At 44.0% G+C, this 25,744-nt stretch carries 26 protein-coding genes; 11 read left to right on the forward strand and 15 right to left on the reverse strand.

Features of this window, described 5'->3' with window-relative positions; genetic code table 11:
• Nucleotides 1-319 precede the first annotated feature (319 nt).
• The gene (locus TW77_RS13815) at nt 320-1,291 is read right to left on the reverse strand and encodes a hypothetical protein (protein WP_046005568.1); all 972 of its coding nucleotides are present in this window, start codon (nt 1,289-1,291) and stop codon (nt 320-322) included.
• A 324-nt stretch (nt 1,292-1,615) separates the two neighbouring features.
• Here TW77_RS13815 and TW77_RS24310 point away from each other — a divergent pair, with 324 nt between their 5' ends.
• The 6 genes from TW77_RS24310 to TW77_RS13845 all read left to right on the forward strand — a co-directional run bounded on the left by TW77_RS24310 (nt 1,616) and on the right by TW77_RS13845 (nt 6,632).
• On the forward strand, nt 1,616-1,972 hold the full coding sequence (locus tag TW77_RS24310; RefSeq protein WP_052713186.1) for a cupin domain-containing protein: 357 nt from the start codon (nt 1,616-1,618) through the stop codon (nt 1,970-1,972).
• Between the two features lie 97 nt (nt 1,973-2,069).
• A complete protein-coding gene (locus TW77_RS25790) occupies nt 2,070-2,357 on the forward strand; it encodes a hypothetical protein (RefSeq protein ID WP_240479495.1) in 288 nt (95 codons plus the stop codon).
• Nucleotides 2,358-2,717: 360 nt separating this feature from the next.
• Nucleotides 2,718-4,358 (forward strand): methyl-accepting chemotaxis protein, encoded by a 1,641-nt coding sequence (locus TW77_RS13830; protein WP_082078928.1) that lies wholly within the window; start codon nt 2,718-2,720, stop codon nt 4,356-4,358.
• Between the two features lie 353 nt (nt 4,359-4,711).
• Nucleotides 4,712-5,305: a Crp/Fnr family transcriptional regulator gene (locus TW77_RS13835; protein WP_046005571.1), complete on the forward strand. Its 594-nt coding sequence runs from the start codon at nt 4,712-4,714 to the stop codon at nt 5,303-5,305.
• A 172-nt stretch (nt 5,306-5,477) separates the two neighbouring features.
• Nucleotides 5,478-5,909 (forward strand): hypothetical protein, encoded by a 432-nt coding sequence (locus TW77_RS13840; RefSeq protein ID WP_046005572.1) that lies wholly within the window; start codon nt 5,478-5,480, stop codon nt 5,907-5,909.
• A 285-nt stretch (nt 5,910-6,194) separates the two neighbouring features.
• Nucleotides 6,195-6,632 carry an acyl-CoA thioesterase gene (locus TW77_RS13845; RefSeq protein ID WP_046005573.1) on the forward strand — a complete coding sequence of 146 codons (438 nt, stop codon included), beginning with the start codon at nt 6,195-6,197 and terminating at the stop codon, nt 6,630-6,632.
• Between the two features lie 186 nt (nt 6,633-6,818).
• Here the strand turns inward: TW77_RS13845 and TW77_RS13850 are convergent, their stop codons facing one another.
• Nucleotides 6,819-7,472, reverse strand: coding sequence for a vWA domain-containing protein (locus tag TW77_RS13850; RefSeq protein WP_046005574.1), 654 nt, complete (start codon nt 7,470-7,472; stop codon nt 6,819-6,821).
• 593 nt (nt 7,473-8,065) lie between these two features.
• The gene (locus tag TW77_RS13855) at nt 8,066-8,380 is read right to left on the reverse strand and encodes a hypothetical protein (protein ID WP_046005575.1); all 315 of its coding nucleotides are present in this window, start codon (nt 8,378-8,380) and stop codon (nt 8,066-8,068) included.
• A gap of 874 nt (nt 8,381-9,254) precedes the next feature.
• Between TW77_RS13855 and TW77_RS13860 the strand changes: the two genes are divergently transcribed.
• Nucleotides 9,255-10,832: a serine hydrolase domain-containing protein gene (locus TW77_RS13860; RefSeq protein WP_046005576.1), complete on the forward strand. Its 1,578-nt coding sequence runs from the start codon at nt 9,255-9,257 to the stop codon at nt 10,830-10,832.
• Nucleotides 10,833-11,034: 202 nt separating this feature from the next.
• Here the strand turns inward: TW77_RS13860 and TW77_RS13865 are convergent, their stop codons facing one another.
• The 6 genes from TW77_RS13865 to TW77_RS13890 all read right to left on the reverse strand — a co-directional run bounded on the left by TW77_RS13865 (nt 11,035) and on the right by TW77_RS13890 (nt 17,526).
• The gene (locus tag TW77_RS13865; protein ID WP_046005577.1) at nt 11,035-11,349 is read right to left on the reverse strand and encodes a DUF6172 family protein; all 315 of its coding nucleotides are present in this window, start codon (nt 11,347-11,349) and stop codon (nt 11,035-11,037) included.
• A gap of 276 nt (nt 11,350-11,625) precedes the next feature.
• A complete protein-coding gene (locus TW77_RS13870) occupies nt 11,626-12,129 on the reverse strand; it encodes an RNA methyltransferase (RefSeq protein WP_046005578.1) in 504 nt (167 codons plus the stop codon).
• Between the two features lie 321 nt (nt 12,130-12,450).
• Nucleotides 12,451-14,757 (reverse strand): amidohydrolase family protein, encoded by a 2,307-nt coding sequence (locus TW77_RS13875; protein WP_046005579.1) that lies wholly within the window; start codon nt 14,755-14,757, stop codon nt 12,451-12,453.
• 307 nt (nt 14,758-15,064) lie between these two features.
• Nucleotides 15,065-15,373 (reverse strand): hypothetical protein, encoded by a 309-nt coding sequence (locus TW77_RS13880; protein ID WP_046005580.1) that lies wholly within the window; start codon nt 15,371-15,373, stop codon nt 15,065-15,067.
• A gap of 253 nt (nt 15,374-15,626) precedes the next feature.
• Nucleotides 15,627-16,532 (reverse strand): hypothetical protein, encoded by a 906-nt coding sequence (locus TW77_RS13885; RefSeq protein ID WP_046005581.1) that lies wholly within the window; start codon nt 16,530-16,532, stop codon nt 15,627-15,629.
• A gap of 214 nt (nt 16,533-16,746) precedes the next feature.
• Nucleotides 16,747-17,526 (reverse strand): ion transporter, encoded by a 780-nt coding sequence (locus tag TW77_RS13890; protein WP_240479496.1) that lies wholly within the window; start codon nt 17,524-17,526, stop codon nt 16,747-16,749.
• Nucleotides 17,527-18,078: 552 nt separating this feature from the next.
• On the opposite strand from TW77_RS13890, the gene TW77_RS13895 reads away from it, so the two are divergent.
• Together TW77_RS13895 and TW77_RS13900 are read left to right on the forward strand one after the other, a co-directional pair.
• Nucleotides 18,079-18,912 carry an alpha/beta hydrolase gene (locus TW77_RS13895; protein WP_046005583.1) on the forward strand — a complete coding sequence of 278 codons (834 nt, stop codon included), beginning with the start codon at nt 18,079-18,081 and terminating at the stop codon, nt 18,910-18,912.
• Nucleotides 18,913-19,115: 203 nt separating this feature from the next.
• A complete protein-coding gene (locus tag TW77_RS13900; RefSeq protein ID WP_046005584.1) occupies nt 19,116-19,637 on the forward strand; it encodes a hypothetical protein in 522 nt (173 codons plus the stop codon).
• A gap of 202 nt (nt 19,638-19,839) precedes the next feature.
• Here TW77_RS13900 and TW77_RS13905 read toward each other — a convergent pair whose 3' ends face one another.
• Nucleotides 19,840-20,067 carry a hypothetical protein gene (locus TW77_RS13905; protein WP_046005585.1) on the reverse strand — a complete coding sequence of 76 codons (228 nt, stop codon included), beginning with the start codon at nt 20,065-20,067 and terminating at the stop codon, nt 19,840-19,842.
• Nucleotides 20,068-20,522: 455 nt separating this feature from the next.
• On the opposite strand from TW77_RS13905, the gene TW77_RS13910 reads away from it, so the two are divergent.
• Nucleotides 20,523-21,026: an RNA polymerase sigma factor gene (locus TW77_RS13910; RefSeq protein ID WP_162197958.1), complete on the forward strand. Its 504-nt coding sequence runs from the start codon at nt 20,523-20,525 to the stop codon at nt 21,024-21,026.
• The gene (locus tag TW77_RS13915; RefSeq protein ID WP_046005587.1) at nt 21,026-21,574 is read left to right on the forward strand and encodes a hypothetical protein; all 549 of its coding nucleotides are present in this window, start codon (nt 21,026-21,028) and stop codon (nt 21,572-21,574) included. Before TW77_RS13910 ends, TW77_RS13915 begins: the two co-directional genes overlap by 1 nt.
• Before the next feature lie 133 nt (nt 21,575-21,707).
• Here TW77_RS13915 and TW77_RS24315 read toward each other — a convergent pair whose 3' ends face one another.
• From TW77_RS24315 to TW77_RS13935, 5 genes are all read right to left on the reverse strand, one after another.
• Complete coding sequence (locus tag TW77_RS24315; RefSeq protein WP_052713187.1) at nt 21,708-21,974, reverse strand: GNAT family N-acetyltransferase; 267 nt, start codon at nt 21,972-21,974, stop codon at nt 21,708-21,710.
• A gap of 31 nt (nt 21,975-22,005) precedes the next feature.
• Nucleotides 22,006-22,230: a GNAT family N-acetyltransferase gene (locus tag TW77_RS25410; protein ID WP_052713188.1), complete on the reverse strand. Its 225-nt coding sequence runs from the start codon at nt 22,228-22,230 to the stop codon at nt 22,006-22,008.
• A gap of 145 nt (nt 22,231-22,375) precedes the next feature.
• Entirely contained in the window at nt 22,376-23,050 is a 675-nt protein-coding gene (locus TW77_RS13925; protein ID WP_240479497.1) for a DJ-1/PfpI family protein, read from the reverse strand.
• Between the two features lie 503 nt (nt 23,051-23,553).
• The gene (locus TW77_RS13930; RefSeq protein WP_046005588.1) at nt 23,554-25,020 is read right to left on the reverse strand and encodes a sensor histidine kinase; all 1,467 of its coding nucleotides are present in this window, start codon (nt 25,018-25,020) and stop codon (nt 23,554-23,556) included.
• Entirely contained in the window at nt 25,017-25,742 is a 726-nt protein-coding gene (locus TW77_RS13935; protein ID WP_046005589.1) for a response regulator transcription factor, read from the reverse strand. The genes TW77_RS13930 and TW77_RS13935 overlap by 4 nt, the downstream gene beginning before the upstream one ends.
• Between the last annotated feature and the right edge of the window lie 2 nt (nt 25,743-25,744).

A 25,744-nucleotide genomic window follows, 5' to 3' on the forward strand; every position in this document is an offset into this window, starting at 1 on the left:
GGACAGCCACTTAAAAAAATTGCACGGACAGCCACATAAAACAGCCAACCAAAAAAGCTGTTATGTTCTAAATTGAAGTGAAGAATTACAATATGTTGGTTTTGGAGCACAATTACACGGACAGCCACTTAAAACTAATTACACAGACAGCGACTTAAAACAGCCAACCAAAAAAGCTGTTATGTTCTAAATTGAAGTGAAGAATTACAATATGTTGGTTTTGGAGAGTCAGGGCTAGTACAGCTCAGCCAGTTCCAAGCCAAGCAGCGCAGTTAAGTCTTTAGCTACAGTACTAATTCGAAGTCAGGTATGAGTCTTTTTACCCTAATAAGCGCTCACAATTAGCCAGATTAGGACGCCGCTTTTTTTGCAGGTGCTCACAGTATTCAGTCACGGCTTGCTGTCTACCGACCGCACCATGGAATACTTTGGTAAATTGTGTGGTGAGTTTTATCCAATTTTCAGGTTCTATTTGCAATCGAGCAAGAATAGGCTGAGCATCGCAGATGTGATCTCGTTTGTCTGCACGAATGCATCGTCCTGTGAGCTCAACCAGTTCAATATAGTATTCAAGCTCAAAGGGTAATCCTTTGGGCATGTTTTGCCTTGGGTTACCAGCAAAGCGCTGAAGGCTTTTGGGTTGTTTGCCATGCTGAGCATGTTCAATGCGTTTTTTGATACTTGTGAACTCGGATGTTTCTGGTGTGCTGGCTACTTTGGCCCGGATAGGATTGAGGTCAACGTAGGCCATGCAAGCGGCAAGGGCAGCTTCATCAAGCAATGCCTGAGACTTAAACCTGCCTTCCCAGAACCGGCCTTTGCAGCCATCTTCTTTATTGGCTCGGCGAGCGATGTCTTCGTTGAGTACGCGCATAAACCAGCTGATACTCGCCAGTCTTTCGCGATATTTGTCAATAATATCGTCGAGCATAATGCGTTCGGACGGAGTGAGTTCGTTACCTTCCACGAATTTGTGTGTCAGCCAGTTGCCCTTAAACAGTTTATGCCAGCGTATGACGATGGCTTTGTCATGCAATCGGTTGGCTTTTTTATCGTCCACATACAAAACGATGTGAGTATGATTGCTCATCACCGCGTATGCGCATATATCAATGCAGAAAATGCTTGCCAGCAGAAGTAGCTTTTCTTCAACCCATTCACGACGATGTTCATAAGATTGGCCTGTTAACGGGTCTTCACCGCATAAAAAGGCGCGTCTTACGCAGCGAGAGATGCAATGATAGTATTTCGTGTCAACTAAGCTGACCTGTTTCTTCCTTGCCGTCGGCATCATATTCGTCCTTATCCTTGGAGTCGATTAAAGCGTAGTTGGAGTGAGCAGAGCACACAAGTATTTAATTGGATGTCTAGACAGTGCATTCGCTCGCCTTGTCACCAAATATTCAATTGATACGATGAAAAACCGCTCTGTAATGATGTTAAGTTGGAGGCTGCTGAGGGTATTCAAAGTGCATTCAGCAACGACAAATGGCTTACAAAAAACTGCTCAATTTCGTCCTAAATCGCATGGAGTGATTGATGATTGGCCTTGCATGAGTGCTGTCAACCGCCAATGACCACCACGCAAAGCGTTATAAACCAACGGAGGTTTGCTATGAAAATTACAGATGTATTTGAGTATCTTGATGCTCACCCGGAGGGCTCGTTTCTACGTCTTGCTGATTTTAATGGATATAGTTTTGGTACATGCAATATTAAGGGGGTGTCACCTGGCTGGGAGATGCACCCTGACACAGACGAGTTTTTCTTTGTGATTGAAGGTTACCTAGAGATTTTGTTACTTCAGGATACGCCTAAATCATACAGAGCGAATGCGGGGAGCGCTTTTGTTGTTCCCAAAGGGATTTGGCATAAACCTGGTGCACCCGACGGTGCAAAATTCATTCATTTCACTCCTGGTCAATCATTGTATTCCGAAAGGGATGACCCGCGAGTTGAAGTTGATACATAACAAATTAACTCAGAGGGCTACACGAATACTAAATGCTCTTGCTCTATGAAATGGTTGTAGGCAAACTTTAAAAATGGGTGTCTCGATAAAAGTTTTTATGAAAAAACTGTTTTTATATTTAAGTCTGCTCTCATTGATTTTCATACTATTATTGAAGACAACGTATTATTGGCCAGAAAGTAAGTTTAAGCATTTTGCTTTTGTTTTTACTTACTCTGATCAATTTATCGAAGCAATGAGGGCTACAGAGGACGAAGGGTATGTTTCTATCCAGTGGTATGAAAAATCCCAACAACGTGGTGAAAGCTCAATGGCTTGGGAGGCTGGAGAACCCAAATATAAAAAAGTGATTAAGCCAGATTTAAGCAAAATTATTGGGCCCTAAAAATAAACAGGCCTGCATTCGCTTTGGCTTCAAAACTACCAGGGTGCCTGGTTAATTAGGAAAGCGTTTTCGTACAAAGATGAAAACGGAACGGGTGAAGGCATTTATGCTTTTGGTACAGTAAACCCCAAAGATGTTTGCTTGCCAAACACCCAATGCGTGGAACACCTTTTTGGACAGTGGCATGTGATAAAGAATTAGCAAATCACAGGCACCCATTCAAACACACCTTGTTTCAACATCAATTGCAGTTCAGATGCCCAGCCTTACCAAGACAAAGCTATTTTTGGCAGCGAAATAAAGAATTTGAAAATTGTTCTATCCTTAGTAACTGAAGATCAGTGTAGTGTGGGGTAGTCTATGAAAAGCTCCTTAAAGGTTAAGCTGTTAGGTCCAATGTCCGCAATGTTAGCTATGTTTGCTATTGTTGTTCTTGCAATGTTGTTTACTTTGCATACGCTTGAATCTCAATTTGTCGAGCTCAAAGATAAAAATATACATGCGGCCAATCAAGGGCGCTTGGCGCTGTCGCTGTTTAAAACTCAGGTTCAGGAGTGGAAAAATGTGCTGATACGTTCTAAATCAGTTGCTGAGCGAAATAAATATTGGCAGCGTTTTTTAAACTCAGAAAATGAAGTAAAAGGTGTGCTCGAAAATATTGCACAATCAGAACAGCATTCGAAAACGGTTAAAGCACTTATCGCCAAAATATTAGAAGACTATGATGATGCCACACAAAAATACAAAGCAGGCTATGATATTTTTCTGTCTTCCGGTTTAAACATAGAAACGGCTGATCAACATGTTAAAGGTATAGACAGAGCTCTCAGTGATTCACTGATGGATCTTGTTCAAAAGATAGATGAAAGCGTGGATGATAATTTTGCAAATTTACAGGCGTTTTCATCTCGTACCAGCTATACAGTGAGTTTGATCAGTATGCTGACGGCGGTTGTTGGGGTGATATTTGTATTGTTATATATTCAAAAAGTGATTGTCAGGCCAATTGGCGACCTTAATGAAGTATTAAAAGCGATTGCGGAAGGGGATTACACAAAAAATATTTCGTATCAATCCAATGATGAAATAGGAGAATTGGTTAAAAGTGCGCGATACATGCAGGAAAAGTTATCTGACAGTGTCGGGCTCATTAATTTAGTTAACCATGAAGTGAGTACCGCATTTGCTCAGCTATCGGAAATCTCCGACGAAATTGGTAACAGCTCAGTTTCGCAAAGCAAAATCGTCGATAGTTTAAACCAAGCCACAGCACGTTTATCTACTATCGCCGAACAAAATAAAATGGACTCAAAACAGGCGTTCGATTCGTTTAAATCAACCAGCGAAGCGACAGCACAGTGCGCAGCTTCTCTAGACTTAGCAGACAAAGGCATGGGTGAACTGGTTGGTGAGATGCAAGCAATTGCAGGTAATATTGAGCAGCTAGAAAGCCGATCTTCTGAAATTGTTAACGTGCTACAAGTTATTCAAAACATAGCAGAACAGACCAACTTACTGGCACTTAATGCGGCAATAGAAGCCGCCAGGGCTGGTGAGCAAGGGCGAGGGTTCGCGGTGGTAGCCGACGAGGTCAGAAGCCTTGCTACACGCACCCAAAATTCAACACTTGAAATAAAAGACATAATCGACGGCACTTTGCAAAGCTCTAAACAAGCGGTGAGTGCGATACAGTCCGGTCTGTCTAAAACAACGCAAACCGCACAATCAGTTGCACAAGTGAGCAGTGTACTGAGCCAAACCTCGACGTCATTTGATAGCCTGATCACGGTGACCCATTCGGTGGATGACAATGCAGTGCAACAACAAGATATATCGCAAAGTATTGTTGAAGACGTCGCGCAAATGCTGGTGATCTCTGAAACGTTGGAAAAAATGGCACAAAGCGATGAGGTCTCCGTTGCGGTGAATAAAGCGTCGGTTGACTTGCAGTCATTGGTTGAAAGATTATCAACCAACAAAAGTGAGGTGAGCTTGTTTTAAAGGATAAGTTTGGGTGTAGTGGTCAACTAATCCCTGACATTAAATAAAGTTTTTCTTCTGCAACAGCTGGTGCGAGTATATCGTTGTTGTTGTGCGGCCTTTGGCAGTTGTAGAGGGAAAAGAATTTTGGGTACTGTTTTGGAAGACATCCACCGATATCTGTACTCGCTCAGTTGAGGGGCTGCAACTTGGAATGGGTGTCTTAATTTTTTCTAGACTTTGTTATCCGGTTGATTGCTGATAAATTGAATTAGACATACCAACGCTGTGCGTATTCATCACATTGATTTCAAATAGGTATTTTTGGAATTCTCATAACGTGCGTTACTTTCAAGACTGATAGCTGTAAACATATGAAATATTTTAGAAAAATGATCGAGCAGCATATTCCTGTTGACAACGAAGAGTGGAGCTCTGCGTGCAACCTGTTTGAGATAAAACATGTCAAGAAAGGAGTAACGGTACATCGCGCCGGTGATGTATTTAGTGAAATATGGATTATTAAAAGTGGGCTAGCGAGATCATATTTCAGTGATATGAACGGTAAGGAGCATACCTGGCAACTCTATTTTCGCGGAAAAAGTAAGCATGGCTTAAACCACTTTATGGACGACAGCGTCAGCTTTTATGAAAAAACTGGCTCAATGCTTAATTTTGAAATTCTGGAAGACTCGGTGTTTTACGTAACGTCTTTGCAGGAGCTTGATAAGTTTATATCACAAGAAAAAAAGTGGGCGCTTTTGGCTGGAAAATGGATTCATAACACTTATTACTCGGCCACATATAAACGTGTTCTTTCTTTGATGTCAGAGACCGCTGCCCAAAGGTATGCGCGTTTGCTTGACGAATACCCTGCGATATTTAAGCAAGTTAAGTCATATCACATCGCCTCCTACCTTGGTATTGCTCCTCAGACCTTAAGTAAATTAAAAAATGAATCTAGGTGAATGAATTGCTGTATTTCATTGTTTACCATGTGTTTTTTCAATGGAGATTAACAATGAATACTTATCAACAGCTTAAGAAAAAGGCCAATAATGGCTTCCTGCTTTACACTGAAAATGACTGGAATGAAAGCGACGGCGCTGAGGCTGGTGTTGTGTCTAAATAGGGAGCATTATGATGGAAATAACACAAACAGGTGCACAACTCATATTTATTGGTATTGCTTTCTTCCTTGTTGGTTTAATACAAGGTGCACTGATCCCTGCAGTAAAAAACTCCCGAATGGCGCTTTCTGGTCATCTTACTGCTGTCCAATGTGGAATGGCTGTGGCGTTGTTTGGTGTTATCTGGTCGCTGGTTGAGCTGTCTTTCTTCTTGGAATTATTTGCAGCCTTCGGCTCTGCATTTGGATTTATACTGATTTGGCTGGGGATAACAATTGCGTCTGTAACAGGTGCGAGTAAAGCACTGCCAATTGCGGGGGCTGGATTTTCAGCAAACCTCACAACCGAAATCACGGTTAAGATTATGGTGAGTTCTGGGTCACTACTGTCGCTAATCGCCTGTACCGTGCTGGTTTTCGGGTTATTGCCGATACTTGGGTAAACTTTTGAAGGTAAATTTTAGAAGACACCCACTTCAAATATTGAAGCTTTCGGGCGCGCCTATGCCAAATTTGGGACAGTTTTGAAAGACACCCAGCGTTAACTGTTCCGAGTTTGGATTTTCTTGGTTCAACTCTAGAATGATGTTCGGATCGAAAAAGCGCACTTTAGAAGGTCTGGCTCTGCTGTAGATACCGAGCTGAATAATAGAAATATCGCATAGTGCTTGTTGCTGGTACGATGAGTTGATACCCTCAAAAAAAGAATCAGAATTAAAGGCAAGAGTATGCAGGAATTTTTTGATAAGTATGAAGTTCATACCAAAATTAACGTGGTTTGGGGCGAAATGGATGCGCTGGGGCATGTGAACAACGTATCGTATTTTCGCTACTTTGAGACCGCAAGAATCGACTTTTTAAAACAAACCGGGCTGCTTTCTATATTATCAGAACCGACTCACAGCCCGGTGCTGCGTGATACTTATGCGCAATATAAGCGTCCTGTAACTTTTCCAGATACTTTGTATATTGGCTCATATATTACTGATATCCAAGAAGATCGCTTCACAATGCGCTACGAAGCATTTAGTGAGTCGCAGCAAGCAGTATGCACAACAGGGTATGCAAATGTGGTGATGTTTAACATGAAAACAGGGCAAAAGTCGCCAATCCCAGAGAATATGCTGGCCATACTTAAGCAATACGAGTTGGATAACAATCAATAGCAGCCGCTACTTTTGGGTGACGATACGAGTGCTGTTTGAGTATTGTTTGGCCGACACCCATCTATCAGATACAAAGATATCAAGCGGGTAGACAATGTTGAAATGGGTGTCTGCTAAACATCTGGACCGCAAAAACTTGCAAGAAGGGCTATGAGAAAAAATCACATAGCCTCTATCAATACCAACTCAACTTTCCATGGCCAGACTGTGCGTTCTGGAAGGTGATGGCACTTTCTTCAGGTGTAACCGTTCGGAGATCTCATCAAAGAGCGTACAGCACAGTTTGTCGTACTTAACATCCTCAACATACCGACCACTCGTTTCGGAAGTAATATATTGAGCAATACCCTGTTGATTAAGCTTATTGTTTCCTACACTTAATCCGATAACAATCGTATTGGTTTCAAGAAGATTATCTAAAGCCGTTTGCTTATCATATGTCTTGCCATTATATATGCGGCTTGAATGTGCTCCATGATCGCCATACCAGGCAACCAGCCTTAGAGCACCTGGACGCCATTTCGCAGCTTTATAATTTAATAAGGACAGAGGGATTACTTGTCCTTCCAACTGATCTCCTCCTCCCGTCGCTCTTATTAAGCTTAAATTATTGACTAAGGTATCAACGTTACTGTTGATCGTTTGGATAAAATTATATGGTCTGGAGTCCGAAATGTCTCGATAGGTACCAAGTCCATATGCAAGTTTAACCCCGGGGTTACATTTACAATAACCCTGGACATAATCTTTAATCTCATTTTTGACGCTATTAATTGCATTTTGCATACTACCTGTTGCATCCATCAAAAAATAAACATCAACTAGCATTTCATCGCTCATCGCATTCTTCCTTATTTCGTTTAAATGGCAATATAAAAAGTAGCAACTAATGAGCGGCTTCCTATTACATATTATTACACAACAAACGCCTTGGGAGCTGAGCATTGTTTAATCTTTGAGTTTCATAAACATGGCGCTTTGTGTTTTTGCTTTGATGGAAGAGAGGGAAAACTAAGGCAAGAACCCGGTTAAGCTAGAGTGCACAAATTGCATGGGAAAGTCAGCAATGCAGCTGATTTTTGCAGAGCGATTTACAGTAGCAACAGTGTTAGTTCGTTAGTTTGGTACGCGCCGTTTTATCCCGGTTAGCGCTCACAATTTGCCAGGTTCGTGTATAACTTTGAATGCGGGGCTCAGCATGTCGTCACGATTTTTGCCAGCCGAGCGCTGTGAGGAATATATTAGTAATTAATTTCGCGCGCTAGAACCTGTTTTCTGCTCTATCTGTAATCGAACAGCATAGGCGGTGTTATGCAACTGTATAGGCCTGTTTATCCAATCCAATTAATTTTTATCTGTGAACTCTAAGATCCCCTGAAGACACTACAAGGGTGGCTGCTAAGTACAGGAGATCTTGAGCCTGTGTTATTATCTTAATGCACTGTAATTGGCTGATCATTCACCACCAGTGATTGACCATTTTTCTGAGCACGCAGAAAACTGGATATCAAAACGTCATTTGACAAAGTACTAATATCGTCGACCTCTTCAACCATACAAAACGTAATGGATTCCCATCCTAAATCTGTAATAAAAGTTTTAAGTTGATTGATGTTGTCTTGGTAGTTTTCGTCGGTTGTTAGTAGGCCGATGGAGTGCTTATTGCCAGGTTTGTACTTTCCGTGCTGAGCGTTTGAACATTTTGCGTAGCCGCTTAACACATAAACTGTATCTGCGTTTTTATTCATCTTGGTGACATTCTTACAATGGACTTTACTTTTCTTTAAGCATTTTTCAAACCAAGCTTTCAGTTGCGTCTATGTTATTTTTTAAGTGATTGAAAATAATTGTAATAATGACTTTCAAATTCAGATGTCAACGTCATATGATGCGTCAATTTTTTAGCATGCTGTATGAGAAGAGTGGCGTGGCAACAAAATGCGGTCAAAATGCAAAAATGCAAGACACCCAACATAGTGCTTAGCATTATTGTGCATTTTCATAGGGGTAACTTGGTTGGAGGATATCGTTTTTTAAATGGGTGTCTGCGCAAGTTCATGAGAAGAGTGGCGTGGCAACAAAATGCGGTCAAAATGCAAAAATGCAAGACACCCAACATAGTGCCTAGCATTATTGTGCATTTTCATAGGGGTAACTTGGTTGGAGGATATCGTTTTTTAAATGGGTGTCTGCGCAAGTTCTTCTCAAGTTTCTACGTTGTGCTTTCGAGTGGATGTCTGCGCAAGTTCACATCTGCGCAAGTTCACACGACCTCATTAAATGTAATCCTGATGTAATGGCCCCTTCCTGTAACTATTAATAAGCTGAACGGAATGTTGCGAGGGTGCTTAAAGATTGGCTTGCTGAGTGATGACTATGAATGCTTTCCAGTTTTAGCTGGTGAAATAGGGCTGCTCAGGAGAATGCATAAGGATCCTTGCTTGTAGCGCAGCTTTGTAGGTGGAGCTTTAAACGCGCCGTAACTCGTTGACACGGGTCGTCATAAATAGTTTGTTGAAGAGGCTGCATGCCCAGCGGCATGTATGCAATTTTAAGTTACAGAATGAGCTTTGTTAGTAGTTAGAGGTTGGCAAATTTTCTAGACATTTTTAAGGAAATAAAATGAACCAACTCCGTTACCTGCAATTAAGAGTCATACTGTTGTGTTGCTCCTGTGTGTTGTTGAGTGCATGTTTTAAAGAAAGCGTTGCCCAGGACTACACAATTGGGCCGAAAAAAGTGGCTTTGTTTAAGCTAATACTGGCAGATTACTGTAAGAAGTCGTTTTTTGGCACTGTATATGTCACCTCAGGTGATGATGTTGTGTACGAGGCGAATTGTGGGCCAAGAAATCTCTCAAGCTATACGCATTTTAAGAGGATAGCAGAGCTGCATAATATTGATCCAAACACCTCAGGTGCAGAGTATCAAGTTGGCTTAAATACGTCAGACTCCAAATACCGTATTGGCTCAAATACCAAAGAGTTTGCAGCGGCTCTGCTGCAACAAATGCTTTCTCAGGAAGAGATTGAAACAAAGACCATCGGTGATTATTTACCTTGGTTTCCTAACAATGAATGCAAGGATATAACGCTTCACAATTTACTGACTATGTCCTCAGGCATAAATAACTATAGTAATAACCCCGAAGTATATTTGAACTGGGGGTGGCGGCCATATCTATATGAACCAGGTTTAAATTTGAATGGGCCTGAGGCGTTCAGTAATCGTTTTTGTACCTGTCAAAAACAAGAGGTAATCCCCAGCTTTACACCCGGCTCGAAATTTGAGTATAGCAACTGCAATTATTATCTCATCGGTAATATTATTGAGCAGCTCGAAGCCGAAAAGCAAGGCGACATTTCTTCCGAGTTTTACTTTGGCAACATCTTGAAGCGGAATATACTAGACAAACTGGCAATGGTCGACAGCGGCACATTTTATGCGATTGGTGTCTATGAAAACATGACGACTGGCTATGTTGATAAATATAATCCGCTCTTGTCTGACACTACGGGTCGTTTACCGGACACGGGCGTGCCTGATTGCCAAGCTATCACGGGTTTGCCTGATTGCGCAGATATCCTAGAAAGCCCTTATAGCAACCCAATGGTGCTGTATTCTGCGGGCAATATGTATTCCACTGTTAAGGATATGCATTTTTGGGATAAGGGCTTGTATGGCGATTCGATTCTTGATCATGATCAGAAAGAAAGCGCGTTTACGCCTTACCAAAAGGCTGACAATGGCGCTCAGGATGATAAGGAATGTCAGACCCAAAAAGCTCACAATAAGGTTCAGTGTGGCAAAAAGCCTCGGGGCAAAAAAAATGATCGCGCATTTCAGTGCGAATATTTTGGCTATGGCTGGTTCGTCAATTACGTTCCTAAACATGACAGAAAGAAAATTCACTGCCCAGACAAACCTAGTTCATCTAACATTATGAATAAGAAAAAATATGAGAAGTTTGTAAGCTACTCAGGTAATTACCCTTATTCCTGGGTGACGAGTTTTTCAAGGTTGCTGGAACGCAATCAAGCCGTGATGGTATTTAGTAATTATAACAAAGCAGGCTATGAGACAGATTGTATAGCTCAGGAGATCCGTAACGTTATTTTTTATAACAAGGCGTATCGCTCAAAGCACTGTAAACGCGTTTTGATTGGTACTGAGCAAAAACAACTCTTTGAATGGTACTAAGGAATTTACGTGCTTCTCAGTACTTTTAGGTTGGAACCGGCTTTTATATGCGATGCACTGTGAATGCAGGTGACAGGCTGGGTATCTAGCATAGTCAGAATCGCTGTTGGTGATTGTGTAGGGGCTTAATTCTAAAATGCCTTGCTGAACCTGGTTCTGCAAGGCATTAGCTAAATCAGGACAAGTAATCCACAGATATGGCTTAGTAATCCTCTGACTCATCGTCAGACGAGTTATGCGCTTGTCTGACGGCTGGTTTTGCCAGGATCTCAACATAGAATGAGGTGAGGTTCTCTTCCTGAGTCTTATCTATCAACTTGTTTAGCTGTGATACGTGCACAGGCTCGGCTTGCGCTTCTGTGTTACCGAATTTACAGTCAAAGTCCCAATAATCAGCGCCAGTTGGCAAAGTTTTGTTGCGCTCGCGTTTCAGGTACTTTTTAAGCTCGTGTTTTACGGCGTCAACGCGTCTTGCAAGTTTGATTTTTGGGTGAGTCAGTTCAAATGTTTTTTTCATAGTTGCCTTCAAGCAGAAATTACTCAGTCGGCAAAAAAGCATGCCTGAGTAAGGAATGTGTATTTATTAAGCGTATAGCCTATGTATGGATAAATACAGAAATGTAATGCGCTATTTTACGTTATATTCAGCGGGCTGGCGAGGATTGTAAATGCGCTTGTTGAACGCACTTACATAGCGACCGTTTAAGGTAAATCGCCTTTCTCTATTTACTACTGCAGTGCCTACAGTAATGTCGTACTGGTTATGTTTGCAAGTGCTGTGTCGCCTGTAAGCTTACCCAACCACCAAACGATTATTGGTATCCCGGCTGGTCAGTATCTGGTTCGCGTCAAACCCGCTTGAGCGCTTCGCCATACGGTCGTACAGCAACACATTTACGGTGGCGGCCAGGTTCATACACCCTGTGGTAGGCACATATACAACGGCGTCGGCGGCATCGACAATGTTCTGCGGCAGACTGCCATCTTCGGGACCAAAAACGTAAATTGCATTATCGGGATGAGTAAATTGTGGTAATGGTGTCGCACCTTCCACCAGCTCAATACACACCAGCGATCGGCCGGGTACTTTTAAGCTGGTGAGATCATCAACCTGTTGAATGGGGATATTATCGGCGATGTTTTTTGTGTCGGTATGATATTTAGCAGCCTTGGCATAGCGGTTACCATTAAAATAGACGGCCTGCGCTTGATAGCAACCCGCTGCTCTTAATACGCCACCTACGTTAGTCGGCGATTTCGGATTGACCAATCCAATCGCGGCAAACGACTCACTCATATTTTTTCACTCTCAATATACGGCAGCGAGGCTACCAGGAACGCTTAACACAGGCAGCGTAGCTACCAAAATATCTGGCAGGCGATTGTATCATGTGGATGATTTTGTGCCAGCCAAAAGCCTGGCACGGGCACAGCACAGAGATATTATCACGCAATTTGGGCTTTTTTTGTGGGTAGCTATGCTGATTACAAATGCGCATTGGTGAGATGACATTTATCTGCGCTTATAAAAAGCGGCTCCGAACTGATTGATGAGTGCGTTCGAAAACCGCTTAGTAACCTTATTAAATAGAGACACAGAGCAATTTATAGGCCGAGTTTAAAGGTTATCTATTTTACATACTGTTTGGTCCTGGCTTTCATTTACTGTTTGCTCCAGGCTTTCATATACTTGGTTACTATGACCATTCACAAAGGTATAGCAGGGTTTGATGGTATGGATCTGATCGACCTTTTCTGCGAGTGGATTACGGTCTAAGATCACTAAATCAGCCACTTTATTAACCTCTAACGTGCCTATTTTTTCATCGAGCAGGTTTTGCTGCGCAGGCACTATGGTTACACCTCGTAAAGCCTGATAGACATCGATATTTTGCTGTCCGGCAACTGGGTTGTAAGGCATCGGCTCTTTCCGATCCGTTGCGAGGTGAGGATAAAACCAGGTATCGCGATTGACCATTTGCTCCACATACCACAGTGGGTTAACGGGTGAGACGGGCATGTCACTGTGTAATGAAAATGGAACATCATAACTGTGCTCAAATTTCGCTGGGTCAAGCATAGTTGCACGACCTGTCGAGTCCGATTCTCCCTCGTGACCTTTGCCATCCAGTATTGACTGAAATGCGCCGCCCCAGTAAGCAACGTGGGCAGGCGTATGGCTGACGGTAATGTTAAATCTGTGTTTGGTAATATCACAGTCTTTACAGTTTTCACTGTCTTTACAGCTTAAGCCTTCGTTACGCGCTTGTACAATCAAGTCAACGGCTGACTCGTTTGCAGCCGGGTTTCCACCAACGGTGGCATGATGCAACGTGATTGGAAAAGTGTTACTGTCATTATCGCTTTGACATTGTAATTCTGTGAATGCGTTTAATGCTTGCTCTATGGCTGCATCGCCATTGGCATGGACCTGAATAAGCCACTTCCTATCTGTTTCTTTGTTGTTCCAATAATTACCCAGTTCTTTTTCAAACTTATCTCCAGGGTAATTTTGACCGCTGCTCCCTGATTCACCATCACAAATCCCGTTTTTGGCATAATCGTCTTTAAGGTATGCGCTGCAACCCTGAGTCGAGCCATCAGCCCAAATTTTAACGCCGTAGGCACCGTACAGGCCATCGGTCTCGCTATCCCAGGTGTCGGTGTGCAGTGAATTTGCGACTTCGAATGGGCTTCGATCTTCACCCGTTGAGTCCGCAATGTCTGTGGCGATAAGCGTACGATAACGCATATTTGGACTGTCTTTGTTATCGCAAGCCAGCTGTTGGAAAAACTTCGCTTCTGATGACTGAAAGGCACCGGCATTGACCAAGGTGGTGACACCGGTTTGAGCGATTCTGTGTATAAAATATGGCGCTATATCCATGCCTTGCTGTTCAGAGAGGTAGACGAACGGGCTGCCAGGTTCAGCACCTATACTTAGAGAGATAGCTTGCAGGAATGGGACAAAATTAGGAGACTCTAACACTCGACCAGTAAAGGTGCCATTGAGCTGGCTATTGTCTGGCGTGTTATAGACTTCAAAACCGCCGGTTTGATTTTCGTTGTAACAAAAGCGACTGGTGTCTGTTGGGCAGTAGTCACCAGTAGATATGGTGTTCTGCTTTTTACTGCACTTTGTAACCGAGCTACATAAACCGGATTTTACAAACGCTCTCAGATTCACATAGGCCACATGCCCGGACTGGTCTAACAGCATAATGGGGGATTGCTGTTCTGGCTCAAATGAATTAACGGGTTGTTTCGCATTCGCATTGTTTACATTTTTATCTAGTTCAATCGCTGGGTTATTGATAAATCGACGAATGTCTGCAATATTTTTATCACTGTTGCCCAGCCGCGATGGGTCAATGCCATTTCCCCACACCCAGACAGGGTACTTGCTGTTGTCTGTTTTACTAATACGCTTATTGCTATCGTTGAGTGTATTATAGGTTTCTTGCAATGAGGTAGGGCAATCGCCACTTTCATCCAAGTAGTAGGTAGTTTTGTAGGGGTCTGGTAGACATGGCGATAAGTCGGTCATGACGGAAAGACCAATCACAAATGCCAGATGAGTATGTGGCTCAATAAACCCAGGCATTAGTGTCTTGCCCGCTAAATCCAGTTTACGTACGCCTTGTCCTGCCTGTTGTTCGAGTGTGTAGAGGTCGCCGAAGGCCTTAATAATGCCATCTTGTATCCATATCGCATCAGGGTATGGCTCTTGTGTTGCTGATTCATACGCCATAGTGACTATCTTTCCATTATGGATGATGTAGCTGTCAGAGCCCGACGGTTCGTTTTGTTCTGCGGTGCCATTACTCATACAGGCTGTTAAGAGTGGGGCAGTACAAGTGACTAGCAGTGCACTTTTGAGGTGCCTTAGCAGCGGCTGGGTTATAGAATGTAGTGTTAGTTTCATACTGTGATTTCCTTGTTTTACGTTCATTTAAACCTTGATGATTGACCCGGGATGGGGCCTTGCTGTGTGGTCATCAAGTCTGGTCGTAAGTTGGCAGAAATGACATTACATTTTATTACGTGGAGTGTGCATATAAGGCTGTCAGATTTTGCTATCACAGCCAATCTAGCAGGAACAGTGGGCAATCTGGACTATGTAAGTCTGTTGCACTATCTGAGGGGGCAAGCTGGTATCAAGTTCAGTGGTTTAAATCATCGAACTTTTACTTGCCTTTTCTGGTTTTGCTTGTCTTTTATTACTCTCTGATTCAGTCTTCTGGTCCGTCTAAAGTAAAGGTTAAATGCTTACGCATATCTTTGAGGATCACCCCTTTTTTCAGCATTGCGGCGCTCAGGCGCTTTTGCCATTTGAGTAAGTCGGACTTAGCAGCATTCAAAGTGGCTTGATCTTCAAATTGAAAACACAGAAGTAGGGATCCAGGAAAGAGGTGGTATTCCACATCAAACCAGCATTGCACCATGCCTGGGATTTCTGCGCGGGCTTGTTCTTCGATTGCATCGGCCACCGTGAGCACCAGTGCCTGTTGTTTTTGCTGAACTTTAGAGAGCTTTTTCATGAGGTTTCCAAATTTAAAGCCTGTATGGCGATAACCTCGAATTATACCTAACACTCTATTGGTAAAGAAAGTGAGAAGTAAGCCTGGCTGATGGAACCCGGGCGTTGCTGTCCGGGAATGAGCACCACCCAGCATGGTATTGATGATGAACTGAATATTTTTATTATCAGAGGAAGCATAACAATCAACATGAGTGTTGTGCGATAAATGTCCGATGTTGGTGCAATTAATCATCGATAAATGCTTGAGGTGCTTAGCCTGTCTCAGCAAGTTCACGTACTTCTGCTCTTGTGGGCGCTGCTGTTGCGTCGTAGTTGTTCAACTCAACACCGTCACCAAATACCTGGTTTAATAGCGCTTGATAGTCTTCAGGTGAACGCTCAGGAGAATATCTGAATAGTTCTTTGAGCGTTTCTCTTTCTATGCCTCGCGCATCTGCTTCGGCTAGCAGGGGCTGGCCAACGTCGACAAAGCCTTTTTCATCTCTGCTTGCCACTACCCGGCCATCAACGCTGAACACGCTGGTTTGTGGCGTCTGCTCAAACATCAATTTTCTACGGTAGTTTTCTTCGGCATTAATTTGGTCGGTCAGGTAATGGTCTCGATGGTTTTGCACCTGCTCACGCACAAAGCCTTCATAGGTTTCGCCATAGCGTAGCTCAAACACGTCGGCATTGGTTGGCCCTTTGCCCTCGGCGTAAAATTCGACGCGGGCATCGGGGAAGTGTTGGGCAACGAGTTGTTTTATTTTTTCAGGATTTTGACCGGCCTGATTGAAAATATCGGCCACAGAACCCTGACCATATATGGTACCGTCATAGCCTTGAGATGCGACCGCTTTGCCTTGTACAAAGATAATGGTACCCACATCTCGTTGCAGGCCTTTTTGGGTGTATTGTTGTTCCAGCTCTTCCGGGCTTCTTAAAGTGATATCAAAATCGGCCAGAAAATTGTGTTCATCAGAAAGCTTGGTAATGTCTTCTGGCTTGAGCAAATAGACCAGGTTGACCTGTCCGCGTACATCGAAGCCATTGTTTGGCGCATTTACCTGCTCTGACTGTTGTTCGGATTGCTGCTGTACATAATCCGTGCTTTGTGGCGTTTTAGCGGGTTTCTGATATGCGTTGTTTACCTGATAGGGATTGGATGTAACTTGCATGTTCAGCTCCTTTGATGAGGTTAGAGTGAACGACAAGTGTTCCAGCACTTGTCTTATCTATATCAAATACAGCAAGTTACATACCAGAAATGAGAGTGCGTAATGAAGCCGCTGCCGCACAATAATAAGGTTTTTATGGCATGAGTGTATGAGTGAAGAGGCAAGAGCTTGCCGCTTGGACGTTGCAGTCACGCTAGCGGCAAGCCTGTTGAGATTAGTCTTTTTGCTGTTTTAACAGCGCATCCAGCTTGGCTTCAACTCGCTCAATATCTTCGCGAGTTGCCAGTACTTGATCCGGTTTGCCTTCTTCTTCATGCATTACCTGCATGGCGTCGACTATGATACCAATAAAGAGGTTCAGTACTGCGAAGCTGGTAATAATGATAAAAGGTACGAAGAACAACCAGGATTGCGGGAACAGCTCCATGGTCGGGCGTACAATGCCCATAGACCAGCTCTCTAACGTCATCACCTGGAACAGGGTATAGGCAGAAGCGCCGATACTGCCAAACCACTCTTGCATATTTGGATCCGGATGCTGACCAAATAGTTTAGTGGTGAGTACGGCTGAAACGTAAAACACGATACCGAGTACGCCAATGACCGATGCCATCCCCGGCAGTGAGTGACCAAGCGCACCAATTACCCGACGCATTTGTGGTACGACTGAGAACAGCCGTAGCACCCGCAGGATCCGAAAAGCACGCAACACGGAGAGTGGGCCACTGGATGGAGCCCAGGAAACGGCAACAATGATTAAGTCAAACCAATTCCACCCCGACTTGAAGAATTTAAGGCGATATACCATCAGCTTAAGTATTAACTCGATGGTAAAAATTATCAGAATAACCAAATCAATTTTATGCAGGACTGCGGCATTAGCTTTACCAAACTGAGTGGTTTCCAAGCCTAACGTGAAGGCATTGAATAAAATGACAGCAATCAAAAAGTTCTGAAACCATCGGGCTTCGACAATCGCCGTCAGTTTCGACATAAAGGAGTTAGAAGATGTCATGGTTCTTTTTTAGGTAATTTTCAGAGTGAAATATGATGTCGGGAAATTGCGATTTTTTCAAGGTTTGTGGTGCTTGCTAGCACACAAAACTATTTCAACCCGGCTTAACATAAATTGAGCCCTAATTAGGTATATTTTGAAATTTGAAATGGGTGTCTTCGTTATTGTTCCGATTTTTTCAAGGTTTGTGGCGCTGCCGGCGCACAAAACTATTTCAGCCCGGCTTTACATAAATTGAGCCCTAATTAGGTGTGTTTTGAAATTTGAAATGGGTGTCTTCGATTTCTTCGTTCATGTGTTCGGTGATCTCAGGCCTAGCTTTATAACAACCTGTGTACAATTTAGGTAGATTTTGACATGGGTGTCTTCGTTTTTTGTTCTTTTTCGTTTTTTGTTCTTCGTTTTTTGTTCGTTTTTTTCGTGTCGAGACAGCCTCTGTACGTAATGAAGTGTACTAATAACAATTCACTTAGAACTTCGTTACTATAGAACTGCTGATATTGACGATTAAATCAACAGGATAGTTTCTTGATGAATTTGCAATTTAAACTTGTTACGCGCCTTTTCCTTTGTGTTTTGGCAATCAATCTGGCCGCCTGCGGTGGCAGCTCGAATTCAGGCTCTGCACAGCAAGGCTTGTCTGGACAACCCGCACAGCCGTTTTTGCCGGGTGAGCGATTGCAGCTGGAGGCGTTTTCTTCGAGCTATACCGGTGTATCGTATCCGCTGAGGGTTTATCTGCCGCAAAATCGCATTGCCAATAAACGTTATCCGGTGATTTATGTATTAGATGCAGAGTGGCGTTTTGACACCATTGCCGATAGTCTGGACGATAATAAAATGGCGGTGATCTTGGTCGGAGTAGAAAATTATGTCGATGAAGGTTATAAGCACCGGGAGGCTTATTCACAGTGGCCGTTGGCACAAGACTACTTTGATTTTATTCGCAAAGAGCTGGCAGTAGAGATAGAAGCTCGCTACCCGGTGGAGCAATCCGACAGGACAATTATGGGCCATTCCTATACAGGGTTGTTTGTTGGTCTGGCATTATTAATGGACGATCCGCAGCAGCCTTTTTTTCATCGTCATGTCTCGTTTGATGGCAGCTTTTGGGCACATACCGAGACTACCTCTCAGTTGATAGATGACAGACGAGGGCAGAGTTCAACATTAAAGAGCCGCACTATTTTAGTCGGAGCCAATGGCAAAGTTGGTAATGTGCTCTATGTACGCGAGTTTGATGAGCAACTTACACGTGCCAATTTTGCTCAGCTAGATACGACCTACCTGGAATACAAACAAGAACATATTCCGGTCGTCGCATATTCTGTGGATGAGGTGCTGAATGCTTTATATCGGGAGTAATCATCATGCTTACCTTAGGCGAGGCTATTGAGTAATCAGTTGGTACTAATTGCTTGTTTATCTGTGGTTTATCTAAACCTATCTTGCTATTATTGGGTTTATGGTGTTCCCAAGTTGGGTCCTTGGTTGCGTAAGCCAAGGCAGAGCGTGATGCAATATTATCAAAGCAAAATTGAACTCAATAATTTTAATTAAGGAAAATTATGAAAACTTCAGCAATCACATTGTCGGCTCTATTGTTCGCGGGAGCTGCAAATGCAGCGACGGCAGAGGACTTTGGCGCGACTCAGGATCTGCTTATCAACGAAGACGTAAAAACGTTACACATCGTTGATATCAATGCCGATAACAGAAAAGACCTGGTTTGGGTAACCAGTACTGGAGCGGTGAAATATAAGCTGAAAAACAACGATGGGCTGGCTTCACTGGAATCTTTACCGGGCACCCGTTGGCGTTTAGAGTACAATCATCGTAATGAAGTGAAGTTTATCAACTTTACTGTTCAGGGTGGTGTACTTGAAACGCACGACGACAAGTTTTATAGCATTTCAGACATAACTATGAGTAATACTGGCACACTGGACTTCTGTACACCGCTAAGTTACGGCTTAGATAAAACGGGTTGTCAGTGGCAATACAGTGTCACCGAAATTTTACCGAATGTGATGAAAGGCGTAGATAAGCGTTTAAATGCCACTTGGGTTGCGTATAAACTGGTGAACTAACCCAGTATAACCCGCAGGCTTGCAGCAGTGAGTATGCTGCAAGCTATGCTGTGATCTTTGTCCTTTCTTAATACTCTTTTTTAGTATTTCACCCTGCGGTAGTCTTACATAATGAATCCATCGGACTGGTGGCGTAACCTCATTGTATTGATGTAGCCGGACACTAACCTGATATTGAGTTGCCAACCCTAACACAGTTGATTTAACCTGCCCAGCCAGTCTGCAGGCGTTTTAGCTTGAGTAAGGGTCTTGTCATCATCATCGCCAACTCTGTGACTCCGACCGCCAGTAAAGTGGCACTGAATTTGAAAATCAAAAACGGTGTGAAGGCCAATATCATGGCCATGTTGATCAAACAAAGTACGGAAACCAGCCACACCATTGCAACTTTTTGTACCTGAGTTTTGTTTGCTTCTAATGCGTTCAGCATAATTATCTCCTGATTGTTAGTTGTTTGAGTTTTTCTACATGAGGGTTAGTCGGGGTGACAGGGCGGTTATTACAAAAAATTCTTTCTTTTAGTGACTATGTTTTACCTTTTTGATTGGTAATGGTTTTTTCTTATTTCGAAATGAACCAAAGCGGCGCTAGAAAAAATAATGAGATTTTTGTAATGAACTAAGAATTGGCCCGACTAACAGGACAGGATTAACCTAAAAAACATTTTGAAAAGTTTAAAATGATTGTCAGCAGAATTACACCTTTGGTCTCCTAAAGTTATGGGAGCATTTGATAAGTTCAATCTATTGATAGAAAAAGACTTAACAGATAGGCTCTAAATCCATCGATATTGGTATTGAGCAACGAGAAATAGCCCAACTTGTGATCAATGCCGATTTACCCCGACGAGTACAGACAAGTTTATTGTAAGTGGAGCAGTATACAGTGACTGAGCAAATCAAGGAGCAGGACAGGCAGCAAGTTGTTGAAGCGTTCTGGCCGCAGATCAGGCGTGCGGCAAAGGGCTATGAGCGACGCGCTGCGCTGTGTGAAGAACTGTCACAGGATATGGCCTTTGCACTGTGGCGGGCGCTGAACAAGTTTGATGGACAATGCAAATTAAACACTTATGTATACCGAGTGATCCATAACGTGGCGGTTGACCACATTCGCAAACACAGCAAGCAAAATGAAGATGAGCTGGCTGATGAGCATGCCCACAGTCCGGATTCACCCGAGTCAAATATGCAAAAACAGCAGCAACAGCAACGGCTGGAGAGGGCCATCCATCAGCTTCCTTTGAGTCTCAGACAGGTGATGATGCTCAAGCTTGAGGGCATAGACACGGCCGAGATCAGCGACGTTTTGGGGATCAGTGAAGCCAACGTGGGGATCAGGCTACACCGTGCCAAAACACAACTTACCGAACAATTGATGGAGAAATATTAATGGATAATCAAGAGTTTTCGGACTTAGCGCAGCTGTGGCAGTCAACGCCTGCATCACCACCACCAGCATTAGAGCAGTGTATACAGCGCCATAGAAAGCAACGGCTTGGGCTCTTTGCGGGGATTGCCATCGAAACTCTGATCATGCTGCTAGTGAGTGCCTGGTTTGTACTGGCTTTATTTGAGCCAGCCCCTTTGGTGACACAACTTTGGCTTGGCTTTGGCTGCGTGTGGGGCGCGAGCATGTATACACTGGTGAATAGGAGTCGCATTACCAGTTTACGCATATTGAAAAATCAGCAGCTATCACAAGCACTGGAGGCACATCAGCAGCTGCTCAGACAAGAGATCTGGCGCTGGGACCTGAGCATAAAAGCCACTTTGCTATTTGCGCTGGTGCTCGTGCTTTTTATTCTGGTTCAGTACGCAATGAGCTCGGTATTTTTGTCTAACGGCTTGTTAGGTTTGCTGGTCGTGGCCATCCTGTTACCTGTGTTTAAGGCCAAAAAACGCCGGGCAGGAGAGGTATTAAAAACTTTGAGTGAGTAATCACTCAGTGTGCCTTGTTGTGTATCTCAAAGGTGTATAGCAGCTCCTTTGGCCAATTTCGTGGAGCTGCGATATTGTAACCTACTTTTGTTTAATTAACTTTGGCTGGGCGTTTACGTACCTGTGTCGACATTTAGTCGCTGGCTTCATAAACAAATAGGTCGACGGGCACGTCGGGAATAAACGCCACATTGACGGTTTTTTCCTTTTTAAAGCCAAACTTTGACAGTACTTTTTTAGAGGCTTGGTTATCAGGGTGAATGCACCCTACCAAACGGGTACAGTGTTTTTCTTCCAGTGCCCAGTCCAGGACGGCTTTTACAGCTTCGCTTGCCAGTCCTTTGCCCCAAAACGCGGGTAAAAACCGGTATCCAATTTCAATTTCATCGATCTCATCCATATACTTTAAACCGCAAAAACCAATGAGCTGATTAGATTGTATTGTCAATACACGCCAGCCTGCCAAAACCGGTTTCCCGGTAGTCATTAAGAGGGTGGGCTTTTAAGTAGTTTTCTGCGTCTGTTAAATGTTTAAACGGTGCATTACCGACATATCGAATGATCCGGGGCACAGAGCCGAGCAGGTACATATCGGGTGCGTCTGTTAATTCAAAAGGCCTTAAAATCATTCTGTCGGTTTCTAACGTTTTTATCATGGGAGTTCTAATTTATGTGTTTTATTATTATTTTTTATCACTAATTCGCTCGGCCTGCTGAAAAACTTAAAGTGAATAAGTCGCAGCAATCACATGTTAGGTTCGTAATACCAAAACAGTGTAGATACCCCGCTGCTCGGTTGCGCTAAACCTGGCTGGATGCTTCTGCACTTTCTCTGTCCATGTTTAGTTTGATGCGTTGATTTTGCGAGTTTGCCAATTCTGCTGATTGAATTGTTGTGGCTATCAGATTTTCAAACAATGCGAGCTGCCCTGCGGGTATCAATTGATTTTGTATGGCTTTTCGCTTGTTTGAATCAAACAGCCGCTCGGCCAGCCAACCAATTAAATACATCAGTGAAAGACAGCCACCAGCCGTTGCTATATTGCCTTCTATTACGAGCGGTGTGTCCTGAACATCTCCACCCAAACTTTGCAGGGCAGTCTTAGCGTCTGGGTTTGTTGTCAAAGGCTTACCTTTTAGTAAACCAAGCTCGTGAAGAATAAATGAACCTGCACAAATCGAACCAATTAGCTGCTTTTTTGGGTCAAGGTTCAACGCCGACATAAACTCTGTATTCTTCATTGCCGCTGGAATACCGCGCTTGCCACTTGTGATAAGCACGGCATCTTGATCCGCCACCGCACAAATGTGTCCGTCGGTTTTGACTTTCATACCAAGGTGGGAGCGATGTTCAGGTTGAGTGCCAAGTATGCTAACCGTCCAGCTATCGGCTGTGCGACCTAACAAGTCATACATCAAAAAGAAGTCCACATCCGTGAAATCATCAAACAAAACAATCCCAACTTTATACATCATACTTGCTCCCTTGCTGCGCTTTGTTACGTGTTACTGACCAGGCCACTCTTATCAAGCAAGCCGAGGAGACTAAAATACCCGTGAACGGTACTTTAAACCAATCTTTTTTTGCCAACAGGCAATAACTAACGCTCACAATTGATGGCAAGGAGATTTCCCGGGACACCCACCGCAGCATAGATACATAGCGCTCGGTATTTTCAGGTTTGGCTGCATGATTAACTGAGGATTTCCCGGGACACCCACCCCAGCATAGATACATAGCGTTCAGTATTCTTAGGTTTGGCAGCATGATTAACTGTGTCTAAGGCCAATTGGCATCGAGTTCAGGGGAGATTTTCCGAGACACCCACAAGGAGATTTCCCGGAGATTTTCTGGGACACCCACCGCAGCATAGATACATAGCGCTCAGTACTCTTAGGTTTGGCAGCATGATTATCTGTGTCTAAGGCCAGTGGGCATCGAGTTCAGCGGATGTGGCAAACCCATAGTGAACTGCGCCTTACTCAGCACCACGCACAGCAAACACAAACTCGCTGCCTTCGCCGAGTCGACTGTTGACCTTAATGTCTGACTTGAGCAGCTGTAATAATCTGGCAGTAATTGCCAGGCCGAGTCCGGCATGGGTTTTTTTGCAGCCTTTGCTGTTACTGGCTTGATAACGTGCTTCAAAGATATACGGCAGCTCTTTTTGGCTGATCCCAACTCCGGTGTCCTGCACCGCAATGTCGAAGCTGCCAGCTTTGGGCGTCACAACAATGGTAATAGAGCCACCAGCGGGGGTATGACGCAGCGCGTTTTCCAGCAGGTTACTTAGTACTCTTTCCAGCTTGGCGATATCTGAGTAGACCACAAAGTCGCATTCGGTGGGGGTTACTTGCAATGCTATTTCAGCCTGTTGCGCCCTGAGTGCAAATTTGGCAAGCACGTCGTAAATAAGCTCCCCCATATTGAAGGTTTCAAAGTGCACCTGGGTTTGCCCGGACTCCAGATGAGCCAGCTCAAAAATTTGGTCGATAAGGTTTTTCAGTTGTGTGCAGTTTTTTAAAGCGATATCCATGTAGCGCTGCATGTCGCCCGATGTGTCGCATTGGCGCTCAACCAGCTCCAGATAGCCCTGTAAAGAGGCCAGAGGCGTGCGCAGGTCGTGCGATAGGTGTGCCAGTAGCTGGCGGCGTTGTTCATCTACCGCTGTCAGCTGTGACATTTGCTGATTGATGGTTTGTAGCATGGCGTTGATGCCGTTGCCCAGCCGATGAATTTCATTGTTGTGTTGTTGCCAGCTCAGCAGTGGCACCTGCTGAATATCAAATTTGTGCTGCTCCGTACTGCGAATATACTGAGTCAGGCGCTTCAAGGGCTGAGTCATAAAGCGGAATAACAGGAGCAAAGTAATAAACAGCAGAAGCAGAAAAACGCCCAGCCACACAGCTTGTTTGACCAGTTGATCAGAGCTGTTAAGTTGCGCCACTATGGAGTCGTAAATAGAGGAGCCAATAATGACATACAGGTAGCCCTGTAATTTTTGTTCGTTGTACACCGGGGCAACAGAAAATATTTTTTTGCCGTCAGGCGAGCGAGGATCGTCTCCATATACTGGCAGCCTGGTGGGCGTTTTAATCAGTTGCACCAGAGGGCTCAGATCAATTGACGCGCGCTTGACTGCGCCGGGTTTGGCCGAGTAAGTCAGCAACTTGCCGCCGGGGTCAACAAAATAAAACTCAAACGCCGGGCCCAGCACCATCAAAGTATGAAACAGGTTTTCCAGCGCTTCATAGTCATAGACGCCTTGTTGTAGCAGTGGGTTATCCTGGGCCAGGTGCGCCGCCAGACCAATGTGCAGTTGTTGCTCCGCCTGAGCGCGCGAGACCGAAGAGAGGTTTTGCGTCCACCAGACGAACACCGAAACGATGAGCATAAACATGGCCGTGATTGTAAGCGCCAGACGGTGATAAAGAGACAGTGTCATTGCATTTCCTGCTGAAGTGGTTTGGCATTAAGCTTGTAGCCTACGCCCCACACGGTTTCTATGATGGTGTGCTCGGTGATCTGCTCAAACTTATTGCGAATGCGATTGATATGGGAGTTGACTGTGTGCTCATAGCCAAGATGATCATAGCCCCAGACCGACTCCAGCAGCTGAGCCCGGGAAAACACCTGATTGGGATGACGGGCAAAAAACAGCACTAAATCAAATTCCGTGGCAGTGAGGTCTACCGGCGTTTGTCTGAGCGTCAGTTCATGAAAGTGCGGATCAATTTGCAGCTGACCAATTACCACCGGGCTGGCTGTATTTTCAGTTTGTGGTTGTGGCTCGTGCAGCAGTTTGATGTGTCTGAGCTGTGCCTTCACTCTGGCCTGAAACTCTCTGTAACTAAATGGCTTACAGATGTAGTCATCAGCGCCCATTTCGAGGCCAATGATGCGGTCCATTTCACTGCTTTTTGAGGTCATCATGATCACACTGATTTTGGGGTAACGGGTTTTAATCTCCCGACACAGTGTCAGGCCGTCGACTTCTGGCAGCATAATATCGAGTATCACAATGGCATAATGCTGGTGGGTCAGTTGTGGCATAACCTTGTCTCCACTGGCAAGGTGATCAACGTCGAGAGCTAACTCGTTCAGATGAACGCGTAGCAGATCGGCAATATCGGCATCGTCTTCAACGATAAGCACTTTTTGCTGCATAG

It is taken from the genome of Pseudoalteromonas rubra (assembly GCF_000967655.1).
Classification (GTDB): Bacteria; Pseudomonadota; Gammaproteobacteria; order Enterobacterales; family Alteromonadaceae; genus Pseudoalteromonas; species Pseudoalteromonas rubra_A.

Coding starts and splice junctions, on each gene's coding strand:
- TW77_RS13815 (WP_046005568.1), bottom strand. CDS start 1,291: ATGCCGACGGCAAGGAAGAAACAGGTCAGCTTAGTTGACACGAAATAC.
- TW77_RS24310 (WP_052713186.1), top strand. CDS start 1,616: ATGAAAATTACAGATGTATTTGAGTATCTTGATGCTCACCCGGAGGGC.
- TW77_RS25790 (WP_240479495.1), top strand. CDS start 2,070: ATGAAAAAACTGTTTTTATATTTAAGTCTGCTCTCATTGATTTTCATA.
- TW77_RS13830 (WP_082078928.1), top strand. CDS start 2,718: ATGAAAAGCTCCTTAAAGGTTAAGCTGTTAGGTCCAATGTCCGCAATG.
- TW77_RS13835 (WP_046005571.1), top strand. CDS start 4,712: ATGAAATATTTTAGAAAAATGATCGAGCAGCATATTCCTGTTGACAAC.
- TW77_RS13840 (WP_046005572.1), top strand. CDS start 5,478: ATGATGGAAATAACACAAACAGGTGCACAACTCATATTTATTGGTATT.
- TW77_RS13845 (WP_046005573.1), top strand. CDS start 6,195: ATGCAGGAATTTTTTGATAAGTATGAAGTTCATACCAAAATTAACGTG.
- TW77_RS13850 (WP_046005574.1), bottom strand. CDS start 7,472: ATGAGCGATGAAATGCTAGTTGATGTTTATTTTTTGATGGATGCAACA.
- TW77_RS13855 (WP_046005575.1), bottom strand. CDS start 8,380: ATGAATAAAAACGCAGATACAGTTTATGTGTTAAGCGGCTACGCAAAA.
- TW77_RS13860 (WP_046005576.1), top strand. CDS start 9,255: ATGAACCAACTCCGTTACCTGCAATTAAGAGTCATACTGTTGTGTTGC.
- TW77_RS13865 (WP_046005577.1), bottom strand. CDS start 11,349: ATGAAAAAAACATTTGAACTGACTCACCCAAAAATCAAACTTGCAAGA.
- TW77_RS13870 (WP_046005578.1), bottom strand. CDS start 12,129: ATGAGTGAGTCGTTTGCCGCGATTGGATTGGTCAATCCGAAATCGCCG.
- TW77_RS13875 (WP_046005579.1), bottom strand. CDS start 14,757: ATGAAACTAACACTACATTCTATAACCCAGCCGCTGCTAAGGCACCTC.
- TW77_RS13880 (WP_046005580.1), bottom strand. CDS start 15,373: ATGAAAAAGCTCTCTAAAGTTCAGCAAAAACAACAGGCACTGGTGCTC.
- TW77_RS13885 (WP_046005581.1), bottom strand. CDS start 16,532: ATGCAAGTTACATCCAATCCCTATCAGGTAAACAACGCATATCAGAAA.
- TW77_RS13890 (WP_240479496.1), bottom strand. CDS start 17,526: ATGTCGAAACTGACGGCGATTGTCGAAGCCCGATGGTTTCAGAACTTT.
- TW77_RS13895 (WP_046005583.1), top strand. CDS start 18,079: ATGAATTTGCAATTTAAACTTGTTACGCGCCTTTTCCTTTGTGTTTTG.
- TW77_RS13900 (WP_046005584.1), top strand. CDS start 19,116: ATGAAAACTTCAGCAATCACATTGTCGGCTCTATTGTTCGCGGGAGCT.
- TW77_RS13905 (WP_046005585.1), bottom strand. CDS start 20,067: ATGCTGAACGCATTAGAAGCAAACAAAACTCAGGTACAAAAAGTTGCA.
- TW77_RS13915 (WP_046005587.1), top strand. CDS start 21,026: ATGGATAATCAAGAGTTTTCGGACTTAGCGCAGCTGTGGCAGTCAACG.
- TW77_RS24315 (WP_052713187.1), bottom strand. CDS start 21,974: ATGGATGAGATCGATGAAATTGAAATTGGATACCGGTTTTTACCCGCG.
- TW77_RS25410 (WP_052713188.1), bottom strand. CDS start 22,230: ATGATAAAAACGTTAGAAACCGACAGAATGATTTTAAGGCCTTTTGAA.
- TW77_RS13925 (WP_240479497.1), bottom strand. CDS start 23,050: ATGATGTATAAAGTTGGGATTGTTTTGTTTGATGATTTCACGGATGTG.
- TW77_RS13930 (WP_046005588.1), bottom strand. CDS start 25,020: ATGACACTGTCTCTTTATCACCGTCTGGCGCTTACAATCACGGCCATG.
- TW77_RS13935 (WP_046005589.1), bottom strand. CDS start 25,742: ATGCAGCAAAAAGTGCTTATCGTTGAAGACGATGCCGATATTGCCGAT.